This is a genomic window from Streptomyces sp. NPDC003023 (assembly GCF_042888225.1).
GTDB lineage: Bacteria > Actinomycetota > Actinomycetes > Streptomycetales > Streptomycetaceae > Streptomyces.
In genome coordinates this window covers 198344-218672 of record NZ_JBIAPL010000011.1, presented here as the reverse complement: position 1 = coordinate 218672, position 20329 = coordinate 198344, and the positions used below count along the sequence as shown (strand labels likewise).

At 68.6% G+C, this 20329-nt stretch carries 15 protein-coding genes; 6 read left to right on the top strand and 9 right to left on the bottom strand.

Annotated features, from left to right (window positions below):
* Positions 1–347: 347 nt before the first annotated feature.
* The 3 genes from ACFYV1_RS29525 to thyX form a co-directional block, all read right to left on the bottom strand.
* Positions 348–2033 (bottom strand): ribonuclease J, encoded by a 1686-nt coding sequence (locus ACFYV1_RS29525; protein WP_389398653.1) that lies wholly within the window; start codon positions 2031–2033, stop codon positions 348–350.
* Between the two features lie 167 nt (positions 2034–2200).
* The gene (gene dapA / locus ACFYV1_RS29520) at positions 2201–3100 is read right to left on the bottom strand and encodes a 4-hydroxy-tetrahydrodipicolinate synthase (protein WP_389398652.1); all 900 of its coding nucleotides are present in this window, start codon (positions 3098–3100) and stop codon (positions 2201–2203) included.
* Between the two features lie 213 nt (positions 3101–3313).
* Complete coding sequence (gene thyX, locus ACFYV1_RS29515; RefSeq protein WP_389398658.1) at positions 3314–4033, bottom strand: FAD-dependent thymidylate synthase; 720 nt, start codon at positions 4031–4033, stop codon at positions 3314–3316.
* 220 nt (positions 4034–4253) lie between these two features.
* Between thyX and ACFYV1_RS29510 the strand changes: the two genes are divergently transcribed.
* Positions 4254–4520 (top strand): hypothetical protein, encoded by a 267-nt coding sequence (locus tag ACFYV1_RS29510; RefSeq protein ID WP_389398651.1) that lies wholly within the window; start codon positions 4254–4256, stop codon positions 4518–4520.
* Positions 4521–4649: 129 nt separating this feature from the next.
* The gene (locus ACFYV1_RS29505) at positions 4650–5195 is read left to right on the top strand and encodes a hypothetical protein (RefSeq protein ID WP_389398650.1); all 546 of its coding nucleotides are present in this window, start codon (positions 4650–4652) and stop codon (positions 5193–5195) included.
* A 53-nt stretch (positions 5196–5248) separates the two neighbouring features.
* Here ACFYV1_RS29505 and ACFYV1_RS29500 read toward each other — a convergent pair whose 3' ends face one another.
* The 6 genes from ACFYV1_RS29500 to eccD all read right to left on the bottom strand — a co-directional run bounded on the left by ACFYV1_RS29500 (position 5249) and on the right by eccD (position 12292).
* Complete coding sequence (locus tag ACFYV1_RS29500) at positions 5249–5701, bottom strand: hypothetical protein (protein WP_389398649.1); 453 nt, start codon at positions 5699–5701, stop codon at positions 5249–5251.
* An 8-nt stretch (positions 5702–5709) separates the two neighbouring features.
* On the bottom strand, positions 5710–6462 hold the full coding sequence (gene dapB / locus ACFYV1_RS29495) for a 4-hydroxy-tetrahydrodipicolinate reductase (RefSeq protein ID WP_389398648.1): 753 nt from the start codon (positions 6460–6462) through the stop codon (positions 5710–5712).
* 19 nt (positions 6463–6481) lie between these two features.
* A complete protein-coding gene (locus ACFYV1_RS29490; protein ID WP_389398647.1) occupies positions 6482–7861 on the bottom strand; it encodes a M16 family metallopeptidase in 1380 nt (459 codons plus the stop codon).
* Positions 7858–10074 carry a polyribonucleotide nucleotidyltransferase gene (locus ACFYV1_RS29485; RefSeq protein WP_389398646.1) on the bottom strand — a complete coding sequence of 739 codons (2217 nt, stop codon included), beginning with the start codon at positions 10072–10074 and terminating at the stop codon, positions 7858–7860. Before ACFYV1_RS29485 ends, ACFYV1_RS29490 begins: the two co-directional genes overlap by 4 nt.
* Before the next feature lie 271 nt (positions 10075–10345).
* Positions 10346–10636, bottom strand: a complete 291-nt coding sequence (gene rpsO / locus ACFYV1_RS29480) for a 30S ribosomal protein S15 (protein ID WP_159686305.1) — start codon at positions 10634–10636, stop codon at positions 10346–10348.
* A 156-nt stretch (positions 10637–10792) separates the two neighbouring features.
* Complete coding sequence (gene eccD / locus ACFYV1_RS29475) at positions 10793–12292, bottom strand: type VII secretion integral membrane protein EccD (RefSeq protein ID WP_389398645.1); 1500 nt, start codon at positions 12290–12292, stop codon at positions 10793–10795.
* A 294-nt stretch (positions 12293–12586) separates the two neighbouring features.
* Here eccD and eccCa point away from each other — a divergent pair, with 294 nt between their 5' ends.
* From eccCa to ACFYV1_RS29455, 4 genes are all read left to right on the top strand, one after another.
* Positions 12587–16555, top strand: coding sequence for a type VII secretion protein EccCa (gene eccCa, locus ACFYV1_RS29470; RefSeq protein ID WP_389398644.1), 3969 nt, complete (start codon positions 12587–12589; stop codon positions 16553–16555).
* A 202-nt stretch (positions 16556–16757) separates the two neighbouring features.
* Complete coding sequence (locus ACFYV1_RS29465) at positions 16758–17339, top strand: hypothetical protein (protein WP_389398643.1); 582 nt, start codon at positions 16758–16760, stop codon at positions 17337–17339.
* 72 nt (positions 17340–17411) lie between these two features.
* Complete coding sequence (locus ACFYV1_RS29460) at positions 17412–17906, top strand: hypothetical protein (protein WP_389398642.1); 495 nt, start codon at positions 17412–17414, stop codon at positions 17904–17906.
* 48 nt (positions 17907–17954) lie between these two features.
* Positions 17955–20231 carry a hypothetical protein gene (locus tag ACFYV1_RS29455; protein WP_389398641.1) on the top strand — a complete coding sequence of 759 codons (2277 nt, stop codon included), beginning with the start codon at positions 17955–17957 and terminating at the stop codon, positions 20229–20231.
* The last annotated feature ends 98 nt before the right edge of the window (positions 20232–20329 follow it).

The following is a 20329-nucleotide window of genomic DNA, read 5'->3' as shown; positions in this document are numbered from 1 at the left end:
TGAGTTCTCAAGGAACGGACGCTTCCTTTGTACTCACCCTCTCGGGCTTTCCTCCGGGCGCTTCCCTTCGGTCTTGCGTTTCCGACTCTATCAGACTCTTTCGTGTCCGATTCCCGGCCGGCGGGTTCTTGCTCTGCCTTTCAGTTCTCCGCTTTCGCGTTTCCCTTTCCGGCGACTCCGACTTTATCAGAAGTTCTGAGTCGGGATTCCCCGCCCCCTTCGGGCACCACAGAGCACACAAGAGTGTGCTGGGTTCCCCTTCAGGCGGAGCCGTAAACGTACTGGAGCGGGGCGCCCCGATGCAAATCGGGGGCCCCGCTCCGGTGTTGGCGCTGTCGGACGCGGCGTCAGACCTCGACGACGACCGGCAGGATCATCGGGCGCCGGCGGTACGTGTCCGAGACCCACTTGCCCACCGTGCGGCGGACCAGCTGCTGCAGCTGGTGGGGTTCCGCGACGCCGTCGGAGGCCGACCTGGCGATCGCTTCCTCGATCTTGGGCATGACGGCCGCGAACGCGGAGTCGTCGATGCCGGATCCCCTGGCGTGGATGTTCGGCCCGCCCACGACCTTGCCCGTCGTGCTGTCGACGACGAGGAAGACCGAAATGATGCCCTCTTCGCCGAGGATGCGGCGGTCCTTGAGTGCGGGCTCGGTGACGTCTCCGACCGAGAGACCGTCGACGTACACGTACCCGGCCTGGACCTTGCCGACGATCCTGGCCCTGCCGTCCACGAGGTCGACGACGACGCCGTCCTCCGCGATGACGATGTGGTCCTTGGGAACACCCGTCAGAGCACCGAGCTCCGCGTTGGCCCGCAGGTGACGCCACTCGCCGTGGACCGGCATCAGGTTCTTCGGCTTGCAGATGTTGTAGAAGTACAGCAGCTCGCCGGCCGAGGCGTGGCCCGACACGTGCACCTTGGCGTTGCCCTTGTGGACGACGTTGGCGCCCCAGCGGGTGAGTCCGTTGATCACGCGGTAGACCGCGTTCTCGTTGCCCGGGATCAGGGACGAGGCCAGGATGACGGTGTCGCCCTGGACGATGCGGATCTGGTGGTCGCGGTTGGCCATCCGGGAGAGAGCGGCCATCGGCTCGCCCTGGGAACCGGTGCAGACGAGCACGACCTGGTGGTCGGGAAGATCGTCCAGGGTCTTCACGTCGACGACCAGACCGGCCGGCACCCGCAGATATCCCAGGTCACGGGCGATGCCCATGTTGCGGACCATCGAGCGTCCGACGAAGGCGACGCGCCTGCCGTACTCGTGCGCGGCGTCGAGGATCTGCTGGATGCGGTGCACATGGCTGGCGAAGCTGGCCACGATGATCCGCTTCTGGGCGTTCGCGAAGACCGTCCGCAGCACGTTGGAGATGTCCCGCTCGGGCGGGACGAACCCCGGAACCTCGGCGTTCGTCGAGTCCGAGAGAAGGAGGTCGATGCCCTCCTCGCTCAGCCGGGCGAAGGCGTGCAGATCGGTGAGGCGCCCGTCCAGCGGCAGCTGGTCCATCTTGAAGTCGCCGGTGTGGACGGCCATGCCCGCGGGGGTGCGGATGGCGACGGCCAGGGCGTCCGGGATGGAGTGGTTGACCGCGATGAACTCGCAGTCGAAGGGACCGATGCGCTCGCGGTGGTCTTCCGTCACCTCGAGGGTGTACGGACGGATGCGGTGCTCCTGGAGCTTGGCCTCGATCAGGGCGAGGGTGAGCTTGGAGCCGATCAGCGGGATGTCCGGCTTCAGGCGGAGCAGGAACGGGACGCCGCCGATGTGGTCCTCGTGGCCGTGGGTGAGCACGATGCCGTCGATGTCGTCGAGGCGGTCCCGGATCGTGGTGAAGTCCGGCAGGATCAGGTCGATCCCCGGCTGCTCCTCCTCGGGGAAGAGGACGCCGCAGTCGACGATGAGCAGCCGGCCCTCGTATTCGAAGACGGTCATGTTCCGGCCGATCTCACCGAGACCGCCGAGCGGGGTGACGCGCAGGCCGCCCTTGGGCAGCTTGGGCGGCGCGCCGAGTTCAGGATGCGGATGACTCAAAAGACTCTCCTCACCATGTACGCCACATCTGCCTCCTGGGCGCGTGGCGTACATGACATTTATGCACTTGCTGTTGTCTGTGTCCGGCCGGGTCCGTCGGCCGGCCCCGTGGGTCGGCCCATTGCGGTCTCTTCGGCCGGTCTCGCCTATTCAGTTGTGAAGTCTGTTCAGAGCTCTACCCCGCCGGCGGCCAGGTCGACCTTGAGCTGAGCGGTCTCTTCGGCCGACAGCTCGACGAGGGGAAGTCGCAACGGGCCGGCGGGCAGACCCTGCAGGGTCAGTGCCGCCTTGGTCGTGATGACGCCCTGGGTGCGGAACATGCCGGTGAACACCGGGAGCAGCTTCTGGTGGATCTCGGTCGCCTTCTGGACGTCCCCACCGCGGTGGGCGTCGAGCAGGGCGCGCAGCTCAGGAGTGACGACGTGGCCGACGACGGAGACGAAGCCGCAGGCGCCGACGGACAGCAGCGGCAGGTTGAGCATGTCGTCGCCCGAGTACCAGGCGAGACCGCTGCGGGCGATGGCCCAGCTGGCGCGGCCGAGGTCGCCCTTGGCGTCCTTGTTGGCGACGATCCGCGGGTGGTCGGCGAGCCGGACGATCGTCTCGGTGTCGATCGGCACTCCGCTGCGCCCGGGGATGTCGTAGAGCATCACGGGCAGCTCGGTCGAGTCCGCGATGGCCGTGAAGTGGCGGAGCAGGCCCTCCTGAGGGGGCTTGTTGTAGTACGGGGTCACCGCGAGCAGGCCGTGCGCGCCGGCGCTCTCGGCGGCGCGGGCGAGCTCGATGCTGTGGCGGGTGTCGTTGGTGCCGACACCGGCGACGACGTGGGCCCGGTCTCCGACCGCTTCCAGTACGGCCCGTACGAGCTGGTCTTTCTCCGCGTTGCTGGTGGTGGGCGACTCGCCGGTGGTGCCGTTGACGACCAGGCCGTCGTTGCCTGCGTCCACCAGATGGGCGGCCAGTTGCTGGGCGCCTGCGAGGTCAAGTGCGCCGTCCGCCGTGAACGGCGTGACCATGGCGGTGAGGACCCGCCCGAAGGGGGTCTGCGGAGTGGAGATCGGAGCCATGGGTAACACGCTACTCGCTGCTCAGCGCCGGGGGTCCCCTTGGGGGACGTGACGTACGACGTGGCATGCGGAGCCCGGCACTGCCTGCTCGGGGGTTCAAGCAGTGCCGGGTCCGTTTGATCAGCCTAGATGAACTTCTCGAAACGCCGCAATACGGACACTTCGCCACACCTGCCGTACATCTGTGCCCGCGGGTCCGGGTTCAGCCGCGTCTCAGGGGGCGATACGTCCGTTGGCGTTGAACGCCGCGTACGTGAGCGGCATGAGCTTGGCCCAGTGCTGCTCCATCTTCTCGCCGACCATCTCGATCTCACGCTGCGGGAAGGACGGCACCTTCGCCTGCTCGTGCTGGGTGCGCAGGCCGAGGAAGTGCATCAGCGAGCGCGCGTTGCACGTCGCGTACATCGAGGAGTACATGCCGACGGGCAGGACGGCCCTGGCGACCTCGCGGGCGACGCCCGCGTCGAGCATCTCCACGTACGCCTCGTAGGCCCGGCGGTACGAGTCGTCCATCACGCGCCCGGTCAGCTCCTGCTGCGCCTGGGTGCCCTCGACGAAGACGTACTTCCCCGGGCGGCCCTCCTGGACGAGCTTGCGCTCGGCGTCCGGGATGTAGAAGACCGGCTCCAGACGGCGGTAGCGGCCGGACTCCTCGTTGTACGACCAGCCGGCGCGGTGCCGCATGAACTCGCGGAAGACGAAGATCGGGGCACTGATGAAGAAGGTCATCGAGTTGTGCTCGAACGGGCTGCCGTGGCGGTCGCGCATCAGGTAGTTGATGAGGCCCTTGGAGCGCTCCGGATCCTTGGAGAGCTCCTCGAGGGACTGCTCCCCCGCGGTGGAGACTCGGGCGGCCCACAGCACGTCGGAGTCTCCGGCGGTGTGCTTCACCAGTTCGACGGTCACGTCGCTCCGGAAGCTGGGCTTGGCCATCTCTGCGGGGATCTCACTCACCGGCGGGGTCCTTCCAGTTGCATCGCTCGGGCGGCGCCCACTCTACGTCCCGGCACCGACAGCTCCGGCCATGACGGCCGCGCGAGTGTTCTTTGGTCAATTCGGGGAATTCGGGCACCTGATGCCGCTTGCGCTCGTCTCTACAGGTAGCAGCGGTACCAGTAGCCGCGTCCGCCACGAGTTCTTTGGAGAGTCCCTGATGTTCCTCCCCCGGCGACCGCTGGGCGGTGCCCCCTCGCGAGAGGCCGTCCCCTTCACTTTCGTCGCCGAGGCCGACGCCTTCCGCAGTAACGTCACTCCCCCGCCGCGTGTCCGTCCCAGCCGCTCCCAGCTCGCGGGCAGGGTGCTCGTCGGTCTGACCGTCGTCGGCGGGCTGGTCGGGTCCCTGCTCTTCGGGCTTCCGGCGCTGGAGACCGGCCAGGCGCCGGGGCAGTCCCAGAAGTCGGAGGCGTCCCAGGGCCGCTGATCCCGGTCTCGTCGTCCGACGGCCCGGCAGGCACCCCCATGGCCCCCCTGGGGTGGTCGCCGTCCGGCGGCCTCGGTAGCCTCACCCGGGCACAGCCCAACCGAGTGTGCTGGTGAGTGAGGATCAGTCGTGCCCCTGCCCTTCCTGACGGCCGACCGTGCTTTTGACACGCAAGCGGACGACGTCGCGCTGCCCTTCGACGATCATGACCAGTGGCGGCGTCCGTACCGTCCCGGGCCGTGGCGGGTGGGGAGCGCCGCCCTGATGCTGCTGCTCGCCTCGTTCGTGCTGATCGCGGCGATGATCATTGCCTTCGCCGGTGCCCTGCCCGGCGCCGGGGCGTGCTTCCTGCTCGGTCTGGCCGTGATCCTGGCCGCGCTGAGGCTGCTGCGCATGGGCGTCTGGGTCAGCCGGCACGGTCTGCGGCGCGTGGCGTTCTTCTCGACACGCACCATCCAGTGGCGGCACACCGCCCAACTGCGCACCGTGCAGCAGCCGGTCCGCTGGCTGGGGCTGCCCCGCACGGTTCAGGGGCAGGCACTCGTCCTCGCGGGACAGGGTGATGCCCTGACACTGCTCACCGACCACAACGCCGACTTCCTGACCCGGCCGGAGGCCTTCGACCGCGCCGCCGACACGGTCGAGGCGTGGGGCGCGGAGTACCGCGCCGGCTGACCCGCACCGCCCGCGCGGCTGTCGCCCTCCCCGGCCGGGGTCGGAAAGGGGCGTCAGCCGGCGACGGGCCTGCCGTCGTGCAGAGCGATCGCCCGCTGCATCGCACGCCGGGCCCGTGGAGTGTCACGTGCGTCGTGGTAGGCGACGGCCAGCCGGAACCAGCAGCGCCAGTCGTCCGGTGAGTCCTCCGTCTCCGCACGCCGCTTGGCGAAGACCGCGTCCGCGGAGTCGCGGTCGATGCGTCCGCCCGGTGTGCGGACCAGCTCGTCGACCGGCAGCCCGCCCTCCGCCTCCAGTTCCGCCGCCAGCCGGCCCGCCCGCGTGACGAACTGGGTGTTCTTCCACAGGAACCAGACACCGATCACCGGCAGGATCAGCACCGCGACGCCGAAGGTGACGGTGAGCGCGGTGCCCTGCTTGAGCAGCATCACGCCCCGGCTGCCGACCAGGACGAAGTAGACGACCAGGACGGCAGCCGTGACGAAGTACGTGATCTTTGCGCGCATGGTCCGCTTCAGCCGAGGTCGAGGAAGTTCTCCAGGCCGAACGTGAGGCCGGGAGCGGACACCACACGCCGGACGCCCAGCAGGATGCCGGGCATGAAGCTGCTGTGGTGCAGGGAGTCGTGGCGGATGGTGAGTGTCTCGCCCTCGCTGCCGAGCAGGACCTCCTGGTGTGCCAGGAGCCCGCGAAGCCGCACCGCGTGCACCGGGACCCCGTCGACGTCGGCGCCCCGCGCGCCGTCCAGGGCGGTGACCGTCGCGTCGGGCTGCGGCGCGCAGCCGGCCTCCGCACGGGCCGCCGCGATGAGCTGCGCCGTGCGGGTCGCGGTGCCGGAGGGGGCGTCCGCCTTGTTCGGGTGGTGCAGCTCGACGACCTCGACCGACTCGAAGTAACGGGCCGCCTGCTGGGCGAACTTCATGGTGAGGACCGCGCCGATGGAGAAGTTCGGCGCGATGAGCACACCGGTCTCCGGGGAGGCCGCGAGTGAGGTGTTCAGCCGCGCGAGGCGTTCGTCGGTCCAGCCCGTCGTGCCGACGACCGCGTGCATGCCGTGGCTCACGCAGAAGTCGAGGTTGCCCATCACCGAGTCGGGGGTGGTCAGCTCGACGACGACCTGGGCCTCCGCGTCCGCGAGGGACTCCAGCTTGTCGCCACGGCCGAGTGCCGCGACCAGTTCCATGTCCTCGGCGGCCTCGACCGCTCGCACGGCCTCGGAGCCGATACGCCCCTTGGCACCGAGAACGGCCACGCGCAGCTTGCTCATCGCTTCGTCTTCCTTCGGGTTAGGAGACCGCTTCGTGGAGGCGGTCCGCCTGCTTGTCCTTGAGCGGGCCGATGACCGACAGGGACGGTCGCTGTCCCAGTACGTCCGCCGCCACCGCACGCACCTCGTCGGGGGTGACGGCCGATATCCGTGCGAGCATCTCGTCGACGGACATCTGCTCGCCCCAGCACAGTTCGCTCTTGCCGATACGGTTCATCAGCGCGCCCGTGTCCTCCAGGCCGAGCACGGTGGAGCCGGAGAGCTGGCCGACCGCGCGGCCGATCTCGTCGTCGGACAGACCCTCGGAGGCGACCCGGTCGAGCTCACCGCGGCAGATCTTGAGGACGTCGTGGATCTGGCTCGGCCGGCAGCCGGCGTACACGCCGAACAGACCGGTGTCGGCGAAGCCCGAGGTGTACGAGTAGACGCTGTACGCGAGACCGCGCTTCTCCCGTACCTCCTGGAAGAGGCGTGAGGACATGCCGCCGCCGAGCGCCGTGTTCAGGACGCCGAGCGCCCAGCGGCGTTCGTCGGTGCGGGCGAGTCCCGGCATGCCGAGTACGACGTGTGCCTGCTCGGTCCTGCGGCCCAGCAGGTCCACCTTGCCCGCGGTGCGCAGCGCGCGGCTGCCGTTGCGGGGAGGGGTGGGGACGGCGTCCGTACGGGACAGGGCGCCGGCCTTCTCGAAGGCGCGGCGGACCTGGCGGACGACCGTCGCGTGGTCGATGTTGCCCGCTGCGGCGACGACCAGGTGGGTCGGGTCGTAGTGCTTCTTGTAGAAGCGCCGGACTCGGTCCGCGGTGAGAGCGTTCACGGTGTCGACGGTGCCGAGCACCGGGCGGCCCAGGGGCGTGTCGCCGAACATGGTGTGCGCGAACAGGTCGTGCACGCAGTCGCCGGGGTCGTCCTCGGTCATCGCGATCTCTTCGAGGATGACACCGCGTTCCGCGTCGACGTCCTCCTGGAGGATCAGCGACCCGGTGAGCATGTCGCAGACCACGTCGATGGCGAGGGGCAGGTCGGTGTCGAGCACCCGCGCGTAGTAGCAGGTGTACTCCTTGGCCGTGAAGGCGTTCATCTCACCGCCGACCGCGTCGACGGCGGCGGAGATGTCGAGGGCGGAGCGCTTCTTCGTGCCCTTGAACAGGAGGTGCTCGAGATAGTGCGTGGCGCCTCCGAGCGAGGGCGTCTCGTCGCGTGAGCCGACGTTCGCCCAGATGCCGAAGGTCGCGGAGCGGACGGACGGCAGCGCTTCTGTGACGACGCGCAGACCGCCGGGCAGGGTGGTGCGCCGGACCGTGCCGATGCCGTCCTTGCCCTTGAGCAGGGTTTGGGTACGGGCGACGGCCCGCACCTCCGAGGAGGTGCGGGCCGTCGCCTGCGAACTACGGGACGTCACTTGGCAGCGTCGTCCTTCGCCTCGTCGCCCTCTTCGCCCTCGATCACGGGGATGAGGGAGAGCTTGCCGCGCGAGTCGATCTCGGCGATCTCGACCTGGACCTTGGCACCCACGGCCAGCACGTCCTCGACGTTCTCCACACGCTTGCCACCGGCGAGCTTGCGGATCTGCGAGATGTGCAGCAGGCCGTCCTTGCCGGGCATCAGGGAGACGAAGGCACCGAAGGTGGTGGTCTTGACGACCGTACCCAGGTAGCGCTCGCCGACCTCCGGCATGGTCGGGTTGGCGATGCCGTTGATCGTGGCGCGGGCGGCCTCGGCCTGGGAGCCCTGGGCAGCACCGATGTAGATGGTGCCGTCGTCCTCGATCGTGATGTCGGCGCCGGTGTCCTCCTGGATCTGGTTGATCATCTTGCCCTTGGGGCCGATGACCTCACCGATCTTGTCCACGGGGATCTTGACGGTGATGATCCGCGGGGCGTTGGGGGACATCTCGTCCGGGACGTCGATGGCCTCGTTCATCACATCGAGGATGTGGAGGCGGGCGTCGCGGGCCTGCTTGAGCGCGGCGGCCAGGACCGAGGCGGGGATGCCGTCGAGCTTGGTGTCGAGCTGGAGCGCGGTGACGAAGGTCTTCGTACCGGCGACCTTGAAGTCCATGTCACCGAACGCGTCCTCGGCACCGAGGATGTCCGTGAGGGCGACGTAGTGCGTCTTGCCGTCGATCTCCTCGGAGATCAGGCCCATGGCGATGCCGGCGACGGGGGCCTTGAGCGGCACACCGGCGTTCAGCAGCGACATGGTGGAGGCGCAGACCGAGCCCATGGACGTCGAGCCGTTGGAGCCCAGCGCCTCGGAGACCTGGCGGATCGCGTACGGGAACTCCTCGCGCGTCGGCAGCACCGGCACGATGGCGCGCTCGGCGAGCGCTCCGTGGCCGATCTCGCGGCGCTTGGGCGAGCCCACGCGGCCGGTCTCACCGACGGAGTACGGCGGGAAGTTGTAGTTGTGCATGTAGCGCTTGCGGGTCACCGGGGAGAGGGTGTCCAGCTGCTGCTCCATGCGGAGCATGTTCAGGGTGGTGACGCCCAGGATCTGGGTCTCGCCACGCTCGAACAGCGCCGAGCCGTGCACGCGCGGGATGGCCTCGACCTCGGCGGCGAGCGTACGGATGTCCGTGATGCCGCGGCCGTCGATGCGGACCTTGTCCTTGATGATGCGCTCGCGGACCAGCTTCTTGGTCAGCGCGCGGTATGCACCCGAGATCTCCTTCTCGCGGCCCTCGAAGGCCGGGAGGAGCTTCTCGGCGGCGAGCTCCTTGATGCGGTCGAGCTCGGTCTCACGGTCCTGCTTGCCGGCGATGGTGAGCGCCTGGGCGAGCTCGCTCTTGACGGCGGCGGTGAGCGCCTCCAGGACGTCGTCCTGGTAGTCGAGGAAGACCGGGAACTCGCCGGTGGGCTTGGCGGCCTTGGCGGCGAGGTCCGACTGCGCCTTGCACAGGACCTTGATGAAGGGCTTCGCGGCCTCGAGACCGGCGGCGACGATCTCCTCGGTCGGCGCCTCGGCGCCGCCCTTGACGAGCTCGATGGTCTTCTCGGTGGCCTCGGCCTCGACCATCATGATCGCGACGTCGCCGTCCTCCAGGACGCGTCCGGCGACCACCATGTCGAAGACGGCGTCCTCGAGCTCGGTGTGCGTCGGGAAGGCGACCCACTGGCCCTTGATCAGCGCGACACGGGTGCCGCCGATCGGGCCGGAGAAGGGCAGACCGGCCAGCTGCGTGGAGCAGGAGGCGGCGTTGATGGCGACCACGTCGTACAGGTGGTCGGGGTTGAGAGCCATGATCGTCTCGACGATCTGGATCTCGTTGCGCAGGCCCTTCTTGAAGGAGGGGCGCAGCGGGCGGTCGATCAGGCGGCAGGTGAGGATCGCGTCCTCGGAGGGCCGGCCCTCACGGCGGAAGAAGGAGCCGGGGATCTTGCCGGCTGCGTACATCCGCTCCTCGACGTCCACCGTGAGGGGGAAGAAGTCGAGCTGGTCCTTGGGCTTCTTCGAAGCAGTGGTCGCCGACAGCACCATGGTGTCGTCGTCCAGGTACGCCACGGCGGAACCGGCGGCCTGCTTGGCCAGGCGGCCCGTCTCGAAGCGGATGGTGCGGGTACCGAAGGCGCCGTTGTCGATGACGGCCTCGGCGTAGTGGGTCTCGTTCTCCACCAGCGGTTTCTCCTACATTCGTCTTTTCGTCCCCGCGCCCGTGTGGCCGGGGAGCGTGGCGGAGAAGCGCGCCTTGTGTGCGGGCCGGTCTTCGATCGAAGCTCCCGGGGAAATGTCCGGGGGCCACTACCGAGGACCGGCGGCGAGGAGGCGGCTTCTCGCGCGTCGGGTGTGGCGTTGTGCGACCAGACTAATTGGCGTCCGGCACATCGCGCACGTACAGCAAAGGGAGCGGCCCCCTAAGAGTGGGAACCGCTCCCTTCACGGTGTCTTACTTGGCTCCGCCGGCCGCGCCGCGGCGGATACCGAGCCGGTCCACCAGCGCACGGAAGCGCTGGATGTCCTTCTTGGCCAGGTACTGCAGCAGGCGGCGGCGCTGGCCGACCAGGATCAGCAGACCACGACGGGAGTGGTGGTCGTGCTTGTGCGTCTTGAGGTGCTCGGTCAGGTCCGAGATGCGGCGGGAGAGCATCGCAACCTGGACCTCGGGGGAGCCGGTGTCGCCCTCCTTGGTGCCGAACTCGGTGATGATCTGCTTCTTCGTAGCGGCGTCGAGAGACACTCGGTACTCCTCATGGTGTTCGATGCGCCCGCGAGTGCCCCTGGTCTTTGTCTCAGGGGAGCTTCCGTGACTCGGAGGCGGAGGTCCGATGGGCGCTGCCTCCAGATGATCCGGAGGCGCGTACACAAACGGCCGTCACACAGCGTACCAGCCCGTTCAGGACGTCAGCGCACGAATGGAGTGGTAGACGTCGAAGACCGCGAGGCACAGCGGCAGGAGTGTCAGCAGCACAAAGGTCTCCGCGATCTCCAGGAAGCGTCCCCAGAAGGGGGTGACTCCCTTGCGCGGCACGATCAGCCCGATCGCGACGATCAGCGCGGCGACCCCTGCGATCGCGGCGGTGAGCCAGACCGTACGGATGTCCAGGGCGGCGGAGTCGCCCTTCAGCGCGTCGACGAACAGGGCGGTCGGCGGGTTCAGGGCGAGCCCCAGTCCGAGCAGCACCAGGGCGCCGAGCCCGGCGGCCAGTGAGCAGCCGACCTGGGCCGTGTAGCGGAACAGATGGGCCCGCATCAGCATGGCGCCGCCGGTGGCGAGGGCCAGCAGCTGACCCCAGACGTTGCCCGAGAAGCCCAGTACGGCGGCGGATCCCACAGCCACGAGAGCGCAGCCGCCCACGAGACCCAGCAGCAGCTCGTGGCCGCGCCTGGCCTGGGCGGCGATACGCCGACCGTCGACGGGGCCCTGGGGCGCGGGGTCGTCCCCGTAGTCGCCGACCGAGGTCCGGGGCGGTTCGAAGCCGATGGGAAGACGGGCGAAGCGGGTCGAGAGGCCCGGCAGGAAGGCGAGAGCACCCACCGACAGCGGGGCGCACACCGCGGCCGTCTCACGCGGAGTCATCCGCGTCATGATCGCGACGAACGTCACCAGCAGTCCGACGGCGGACGCGAAGACGAACGCCACGAAGGGTCCGTCACCGCCGGGGGCGACGATGGTGAGGATCACGGAGACGACCAGGACGGCCGCGCAGGCGAGCAGGAACTGCAGCTTTCCGATGCCCTGCCCTGCGGCGAGGGGCAGCAGGCCGGCGCCCGCGACGGCGGCGTTCGCCATGGCGCCGGCGCCCAGGGCGACGGCCGAGCCGCGGTCGTCGTAGACCCTGGCCCGTACACCGGCGAGCGCCAGCAGCAGCACGCCGGCGACCGCCGCGAGGATTCCCGGCAGACCGTGCATGTCGTGCCGCGGGTCCGAGGTCCACAGCACGAAGGCGAGCAGGACCAGCAGCACCGAACCGCCGAGCAGACCGGAAGCCCGCATCAGCGCGTCGGTCCACAGGGTCCGGTCACGGGAGACCGCGGACGCCACGGCGTCGGAGACGTCGTCGAAGACGGCCGGCGGCAGCGACTCGGAGAACGGGCGCAGGGACAGCAGCTCACCGTCGAGGATGCGCTGGACGGCCAGCGAGCGTGACCCTTCCAGCACACTGCCGTCACGGCGTACGAGGTGGTACCCGACGGGGGCGCCCGGCGCGGGGCTCTGGCCGGAGAGGCGCAGGATCTCCGGGTAGAGGTCGGCGACGGGAATGTCCTCGGGCAACGCCACGTCGACGCGACCGTCCGGCGCGACGACCGTGACCCGGCAGAAACCGGTTCCGCCGCCGGACAAAGTCGCGGGAGCGGTCTGGCCGCGACCGTTGGCCGCGGCTGGGGCCGTCATACTCACCTGCTGCTTCCCCTCGTGGTTCTCGTCGATCCCGCGCCCAGGAACCGGGCCCTAGGGATCGTAGGCCAGGCAGTCGGACCGTGGGCCGGGCAGACGGATCGCAGTCACCGGCATTGCGCTCCGAATGACCCCTTTTTTGCGGTAGTTCATCGTTACGCAAACACGTCGCGCCACCCTACCGCCCCCCTGCCACCCGCCACGCAAGTAGGATCCCTCCCCGCGGATGGAACCCGTCGCCACGGGGGCGCCGATAGGAACATTTCCGTCCGGCAAGGGAATTGGTGAGCTGTGAGTCAGATCGTCGTCAAGCGCCCACCACGGGCCCTGCCGTCCGAAGTGCCCAGCGAGCAGGTGCAACTGCAACCCCCGCCCGAGCTGCCGCGAGGCCAGCAGGAGGGCGCGCTCATGCAGTTGCTGCCCATGCTCGGTATGGGCGGTTCTGTCGTCTTCTTCTTCATGACCCCGAACCCCATCATGCGGATCATGGGCATGGTGATGATCGCGTCGACGGTCGCCATGGCCATCGCCATGCTGGTCCGCTACCGGCGCGGGACACAGGGTCAGCTGGCGGATCTTCGGCGCGACTATCTGAAGTACCTGAACCAGACCCGGCGCTCCGTGCTGCGGACCGCGCGCCTCCAGCGGGACGCCCAGTACTACCTGCACCCGTCCCCCGAGCAGCTGTGGGCGCTCGTCGCCGAGGGCAGCCGCGTGTGGGAACGCCGTACCGCCGACGCCGACTTCGCCCAGGTCCGCATCGGGCTCGGCAGCCAGCAGCTCGCGACCCCGCTCGTACCGGCGGAGACCGCGCCGGTCGACGACCTGGAGCCGCTCACCGCGGGCGCGATGCAGCATTTCCTGGCGGCGCACAGCACCCTGGACGGCCTGCCGATGGCCCTCTCGCTGCGCGCCTTCTACCACCTCACGGTCAGCGGCGACCCCACGTCGGTACGGTCGGCGGCCCGGTCGATGATCGGCTCGCTCGCCTCGCTGCACTCACCCGAGGACCTGGTCATCGCGATCGCGGCGGGCGAGGGCGAGGCCGCCCAGTGGGAATGGGCGAAGTGGCTTCCGCACGTCCAGGCCTCCGGGCCGGGTGACGGCGCCGGAAGCAGGCGCTTCATCACCACGGACGCCCGCGACCTGCAGGACATGCTCGCGACGCACCTCGATGGCCGCCCGCGCTTCCAGGGCGGCAACCACCCGCTCCTGGACCAGCCCCACGTCGTCGTCGTGTTCGACGGCCAGTCGGTCCCGGCCATGTCGGCGCTCGCCGCGGCCGAGGGACTTCAGGGCGTGACCCTCGTCGAGATCGTGCCCGGAGACTTCACCGGGGCTCGCGGCGGTCTGTCGATCGTCGTCCAGCCCGACTCCCTGCGACTGGAGTCCGGACACGGCGACGTCTACGACGGCTCCCCCGACCGTCTCAGCCTCGAAGCGGCGGAGGCGCTCGCACGGCAGCTCGCCCCGCTGCGCGTCGCCACGGGCGGGGACGACGACGAACCGCTGCTGGCCAACCTCGAGTTCACCGACCTTCTGAACCTGGGCGACGCCGGGTCCATCGACGTCAGCCGCACCTGGCGCCCCCGCTCGCAGTCGGAGCGGCTCCGCGTACCGATCGGTGTCGGCGAGGACGGCACGCCGGTCATGCTCGACCTCAAGGAGGCCGCGCAGGAAGGCATGGGCCCGCACGGCCTGTGCGTGGGCGCCACCGGTTCCGGCAAGTCGGAACTGCTGCGCACCCTCGTCCTCGGTCTCGCCGTGACGCACTCCTCCGAGACCCTGAACTTCGTCCTCGCGGACTTCAAGGGTGGCGCCACGTTCGCCGGCATGTCCCAGATGCCGCACGTCGCCGCGGTGATCACCAACCTCGCCGACGACCTGACCCTGGTCGACCGTATGGGCGACTCGATCCGCGGTGAGCTGAACCGGCGGCAGGAGATGCTCCGCGACGCCGGCAACTACGCCAACATCCACGACTACGAGAAGGCGCGTGCCGCGGGCGCTCCGCTGCAGCCCATCCCGTCGCTAGTCCTGGTCATCGACGAGTTCAGCGAACTCCTCACCGCCATGCCCGACTTCATCGAGATGTTCGTGCAGATCGGCCGCATCGGCCGCTCCCTGGGCGTCCACCTGCTGCTCGCCTCGCAGCGTCTCGAGGAGGGCCGACTGCGCGGTCTGGAGACGTACCTCTCGTACCGGGTCGGTCTGCGCACCTTCTCCGCGGCGGAGTCACGGGCCGCCATCGGCGTGCCGGACGCGTACACGCTGCCCAACGTCCCCGGTTCCGGCTTCCTGAAGTACGGCACGGACGAGATGGTCCGCTTCAAGGCGGCCTACGTCTCCGGCGTGTACCGCTCCGGCGCCCACGCCGGCGCGGACTCAGGGGGCACGCTCCCGGTGGACCGCAGGCCGGTGCCGTTCACCGCAGCGCCGGTTCCGGTGCGCTACGTCGAGCCGGCCACGCGGAGCACGGTGCCCGACGCCCGCCGCGCCGAGGACGACGCACTGGCGGACACAGTCCTCGACGTGATCGTCCGCCGCCTCGAGGGCCGCGGCGCGGAGGCCCACCAGGTCTGGCTGCCGCCGCTGGACAACCCGCCGTCGCTCGACGAGCTCCTCACCGGACTCAGCGGAGTCGAGGGCCGGGGGCTGACTCAGCCCGGCTACGAAGGCGCGGGGCGGCTCGTCGTCCCCCTGGGCGTCGTCGACAAGCCGTTCGAGCAGCGCCGGGACACGTTGTTCCGGGACTTCTCCGGTGCGGCCGGACACATGCAGATCGTCGGCGGTCCCCAGTCGGGCAAGTCGACGTTGCTGCGCACCCTCGTCGCGAGCTTCGCACTGACCCACACCCCGCTGGAAGTCCAGTTCTACGGCCTCGACTTCGGCGGTGGCGGACTGTCGTCGATCGCGGGCCTGCCGCACGTGGGCGGGGTGGCGTCACGCCTCGACCCGGAGAAGGTCCGGCGCACCGTCGCCGAGGTGTACGGCATCATGGCGCGCCGCGAGGAGTACTTCCGCAGCGCCGGCATCGACTCGATCGCCACCTATCGCCGGTTGCGCGCCCGCGGCGAGATCTCACCGACCGACCAGCCGCACGGCGACGTGTTCCTGGTCGTCGACGGCTGGGGCACCTTCCGCTCCGACTACGAGGCCCTCGAGCCGGCCGTGGTCGACATGGCCGCCCGCGGCCTCGGCTACGGCATCCACGTCGTCCTCACCGCGTCCCGTTCGATGGAGGTCCGGTCCAACCTCAAGGACCACCTGATGAACCGGCTCGAACTGCGCCTCGGTGACACCATGGACTCCGAGGTGGACCGCAAGGTCGCCGTCAACGTCCCCTCGGGCGTTCCCGGCCGCGGTCTGACGCCGGAGAAGCTCCACTTCATGGCCGCGGTGCCGCGCATCGACGCCATCAACTCCGACAGTGACCTGTCCGAGGCCACGGCCGCGATGGCGCTGGAGGTCAACCGCCACTGGACCGGTCCGGCGGCTCCCGAGGTACGTCTGCTGCCCCGCGAGCTGCCGGCGCAGAGCCTTCCGCCCGGCTTCGCGGAGCCCCGGCGCGGAGTCGCGTTCGCCATCGACGAGAACAACCTGGAACCGGTCTTCGCCAACTTCGACCGCGACCCGTTCTTCCTCGTGTTCGGCGAGAGCGAGTCCGGCAAGTCGAACCTGCTGCGACTCCTCATCAAGCAGATCACGGAGAGGTACGACGGCAACGCCGCCAAGTTCTTCGTCATCGACAACCGGCGTGCGCTGCTGGACGTCACCCCCGCCACCCACCTGGCGGAGTACGTCCCCATGTCCAACAACATGGACCACCACGTCGACGCGCTCGCCGACCTGATGCAGCGCCGCACGCCGTCCGCGGACGTCACCGCCCAGCAGCTGCGCGACCGCAGCTGGTGGCAGGGACCGTGCGTGTACGTGGTGGTCGACGACTACGACCTGGTGTCCACGTCGAGCGGAAACCCGCTGGGGCGGCTCGCGGAACACCTGCCGTTCGCCCGTGACGTGGGCGTCCGCTTCATCATCGCCCGCAACAGCGCCGGAGCCAGCCGCGCCGCCTACGAACCCTTCATGCAGCGCATGATGGAACTCGGCGCGCAGGGCGTGCTGCTCTCCGGCGACCCGCAGGAAGGCGAAGTGCTCGGCGTGCGGATGCGCCCGATGCCGGCGGGCCGTGGCTTCTTCGCCTCCCGCCAGCGCGGCAACCCGCTGGTGCAGACGGGGTGGCTGGGGGACCCGGAGTGAGCGCCCGGACGGGCCGTGGAGCCCCGGCGCCGAACTGTGTTCCGGCGTGGAACCGTCTTCCGACGTGGAACCGTTTTCCGACGTGGAACCGTCTTTCGACGTGGAACCGTTTTCCGGCGCGGAACCGTCTTTCGACGTGGAACCGTTTTCCGGCGCGGAACCGATTTCCGGCACCGCGGGCACACGCGACGAGGCAGGCGCCATGACAGTGCTTCTCGTTCTCATGGTGCTCTTCGGCCTGGGCTTCGTGGCCCTTGGGCTGGCCGACCATCGAGCGCTCTGGTGGCGGTTCCAGGCCCGGCGGTTCGCCGACCCGGCGGCACACGAGCCGTCCGGCGCGGGCTTCGCCGTCCAGCGCGTGGTGTGCTTCGTGATCGCCGCCACAACCTTCTGGGTGTCGTTCTCCACGTACCGCCTCATCACCCCGGACGGAGTCGGCCAGGACGAGCTGCTCGAACGGGTCCAGTCGGTCACGCAGACGCTGGACGGCGCGACGAAGCCGTCGGTGCTGAGCACTGAGGAAGGCGGAACCTGGGGCGACTGGATAGATCCCGAACTCCGCGGCCCCGAGAAGGACGACCCCACGGCCACGCTCGCGTGGAGTTCGGGCCCGCTGCAGCCGGAGGGCAACGAGGAGCGCTACGACGTGAGCGGCGAGGACACCACCGTCTGCCTGACGGTGACGGCCAAGCCCTCCGCCGAGCAGCCGGTCCCGGAGCACATGGGACCGGTCTACTTCGATCTGCGGGCGGAGGTCGCGGACGGGGTGTGCACGGAAGGGTGACAGCAGGAGGCCTTGCCGGTTGCCGGAGGCTTCATCAATTCCAACAAGCAGCGTCAGAAAGGAGCCTCGCGCATGGCTTGGGACGAGTGGGAGCAATTGAAGGCGTCGGCGGCTGACAAGCAGTCTTCGACACAGATGCAGCTGAACGGCATCCCGGAGGAGGACCGGCCGAACGCCGGCAGTGCGACAGGGGACCTCCAGGTCAGCCAGAAGGACCTGGCGGCCATCGGTGACGAGGCGTTCAAGCTGTACAACCGGCTGTGGAAGGAGGCGCGAGTCGCGGACACCTATTCCACGGGCAGCGACCTGACGAGTCAGGGCTTCGCTCTCGGTGGCGCTCTGACACACGTCTCCTCACGCTGGGACAAGCAGCTCGGTTCGGTCATGGACGCCTGCGCGCTGATCTCGAACCACATGGACTTCACCAAGAACGCGCACGCCGGCGACGAGATCTTCATCGAGCGTCATGTGAGCAGCATCTACACCCTCGACAAGGGATTCGACGAGTCGTACGCCCCGCCGGGTGAGAAGAACCCGATCTACGGCGAGAAGGAAAAGAAGGACTAGGGCCAGGTAGGGGCTAAGGGCTAGGGGCTAGGGGCTAAGGGACGACTGATGGACTTCGAAGATCTTCATTCCGCCAAATTCACACTGCTCGACGACCTGGTAACCGACTGGTCGAGCATGCTCACCAAACTGAAGACGCTCGAGACGGACGCCAGAGAAGGCCTGCAGGGCAAGGCACTCAAGGCGAACTGGGCAGGCTACAACGCGACAGTCTCCCGGGAGTTCATAATCAAGTCGGCCGGTGAATTCGGCGACGCACATACTCAGGCGACCTCGATCCACAACATCCTGCGGGACACGCGGGACGAGCTGAAGACCCAGCAGCGCCTTCTCAAGGAGGCCATCGAGCGTGGGCGGGGCAAGAACCTGACGGTCACCGCGAACGGTGGCGGCTTCACCGTCCGGGAGAACCCCGACAAGAAGGCGCCCAACGGCGAGCAGGACGTCACCGGTCTCCGTGACGAACTGCAAGGCATCCTGAACGCGGCCACCGAGGTCGACAACTCCGGTTCGAAGACGCTGAAGGCCCTGGTCGACCTCACTGACCACGGATTCTCCGACGCGAAGTACAAGGACCGCGACACGGCGGACGCCGCGCTGAAGGAGGCGGAGAAGCTCGCCTCGCTGGCAAAGAAGAAGCCGGAGGACCTCACCCCGGCCGACTTCGACACCCTCAATGCCGGACTGAAGAAGTACTCCGGCGACGAACTGTTCGCCGAACACTTCGCCACCACACTCGGGGCGCAGGGCACGCTGAACTTCTGGGCAGGCATCAACAACCCGCACCTGGCATACGAGTTGGGTTCCCAGCGTGTGGAGCAGTACGGGGACCTGCAGAAGCACCTGAGCCTCACTCTCGCCACCGCCACGCAGGCCGACTCCGTGGAGATGTCGACCTGGAAGAGCGACATGGTGCGCGCCGGCGACCAGCCCATCTCCAAGAACAGCACCACCATGGGATTCCAGGTCATGAGCAACCTCATGCGGTGGGGCGACTTCGACGACCAGTTCCTCAACAGCTACGGCACCAAGCTGATCGAGACGGAGAAGAAGCTCACGAACAATGGGAGCCACCCTCCGATGGCGTGGCAGCACATGGGCATTGACCCTCTGCTGAACCGGACAGGATCGGACTCGGGGTCCGACCCGATGACTGGCTTCATGAAGGCACTGTCGAACAGTCCCGACGCCGCCACGGACTTCTTCAACGCCGACTTCGTCACGAAGGACGAGGACCACGAGTTCGAAGAGGACGCCGACGGCAACGGCAAGAACGAGAAGAGGGAGCTCAGCAACTTCGACTACCTCTTCGAGGAGCGGGACTGGCCCGAGGACCGGACCGACAAGGGCGACGACAGCATCGCCGGCCGCAACAACATGGCGTTGGCCCTGGAGGCGGCGACGACCGGCCATCCGGCGGGGGAGATGCCGACCCAGTACACGGAGCCCCACAACGAGGGTCAGGCAACTCTCATGTCGGACCTCGTCGCATCGGTGTCCGAGGACCCGAAGCGGCTCACGGACCATGCGCACATGTCCGACAGCGTGGGGCAGATCACCTCCGAGTACCTGCCGGACATCAACCGCGCGCTCGCGGACGATCCGCACGGGAACACCGACAAGCTCTTCCCCCTTGCGGGCACCCAGGCCCAACTCGAGCACAAGGACGTGACGGCCCTCCTGATCACCGTGGGGCAGAGCCCGGACGGGCACGCAGCCGTCGAAGTGGGTCAGAAGGCCTACATGGCAAGTCTCATGGACTACCACCTGAATCCGGATCTGCCGGCGGACCAGCGCTATCCGCACTCCCCCGAGGAGACGATCCAAGCGATCACCCGACGTTCCGGGGAAGTCAGCGGATCACTCGCCATCGGTATGCAGGAAGCCGTTCTGGGCCCGGCCTCGAAGGAGGCGAAGGAGTTCTCCGACTCGGTCGCCCAGCAGAAGAACGCTTGGTCCGGGGCCATCGGAACCGGCGTCGGCGTCGGCGTCAGCTTCATCGCCACGCCGGTGGGCGGAGCAGTCGCCGGCGGTGTCGCCGGGACCGTCAGCAGCATGGTCCTCGAACACATCTTCCAGCAGTCGGAGACCGACGTGTTGACGGAGGCCAGCAAGGAGGCCGGCGAGTTGTGGGAGAAGAACCGGGATCTGAGCGCGGAACACGGCCAGATGGCGGCCATCAACGCGGCCAAGGCTCACGACCTTCCCTATCAGAACCAGGTGGCGGACTGGGTCCTCGAGGGGCGCGACGACGGTTTCAACGACGCGGCGAACAATGCCGAGCGGATGGCGGACCATCTCACCACGGAGGTTCCGGCCGCATGACAACTGCTCGCACCGGCGCTGACGCCGGGCAGCGTACGCCAGGCCCGGCATCGGCTCCGGCACCAGCGCGCCGGAGTGCCCGACTGCTTCGGCCCTCC

What these genes read in the sequence shown, in the direction of transcription:
- dapA (WP_389398652.1), bottom strand. Translation starts at nt 3,100, where the DNA reads ATGGCTCCGATCTCCACTCCGCAGACCCCCTTCGGGCGGGTCCTCACC.
- thyX (WP_389398658.1), bottom strand. Translation starts at nt 4,033, where the DNA reads ATGGCCAAGCCCAGCTTCCGGAGCGACGTGACCGTCGAACTGGTGAAG.
- ACFYV1_RS29510 (WP_389398651.1), top strand. Translation starts at nt 4,254, where the DNA reads ATGTTCCTCCCCCGGCGACCGCTGGGCGGTGCCCCCTCGCGAGAGGCC.
- ACFYV1_RS29500 (WP_389398649.1), bottom strand. Translation starts at nt 5,701, where the DNA reads ATGCGCGCAAAGATCACGTACTTCGTCACGGCTGCCGTCCTGGTCGTC.
- dapB (WP_389398648.1), bottom strand. Translation starts at nt 6,462, where the DNA reads ATGAGCAAGCTGCGCGTGGCCGTTCTCGGTGCCAAGGGGCGTATCGGC.
- eccD (WP_389398645.1), bottom strand. Translation starts at nt 12,292, where the DNA reads ATGACGGCCCCAGCCGCGGCCAACGGTCGCGGCCAGACCGCTCCCGCG.
- ACFYV1_RS29465 (WP_389398643.1), top strand. Translation starts at nt 16,758, where the DNA reads ATGACAGTGCTTCTCGTTCTCATGGTGCTCTTCGGCCTGGGCTTCGTG.
- ACFYV1_RS29460 (WP_389398642.1), top strand. Translation starts at nt 17,412, where the DNA reads ATGGCTTGGGACGAGTGGGAGCAATTGAAGGCGTCGGCGGCTGACAAG.
- ACFYV1_RS29455 (WP_389398641.1), top strand. Translation starts at nt 17,955, where the DNA reads ATGGACTTCGAAGATCTTCATTCCGCCAAATTCACACTGCTCGACGAC.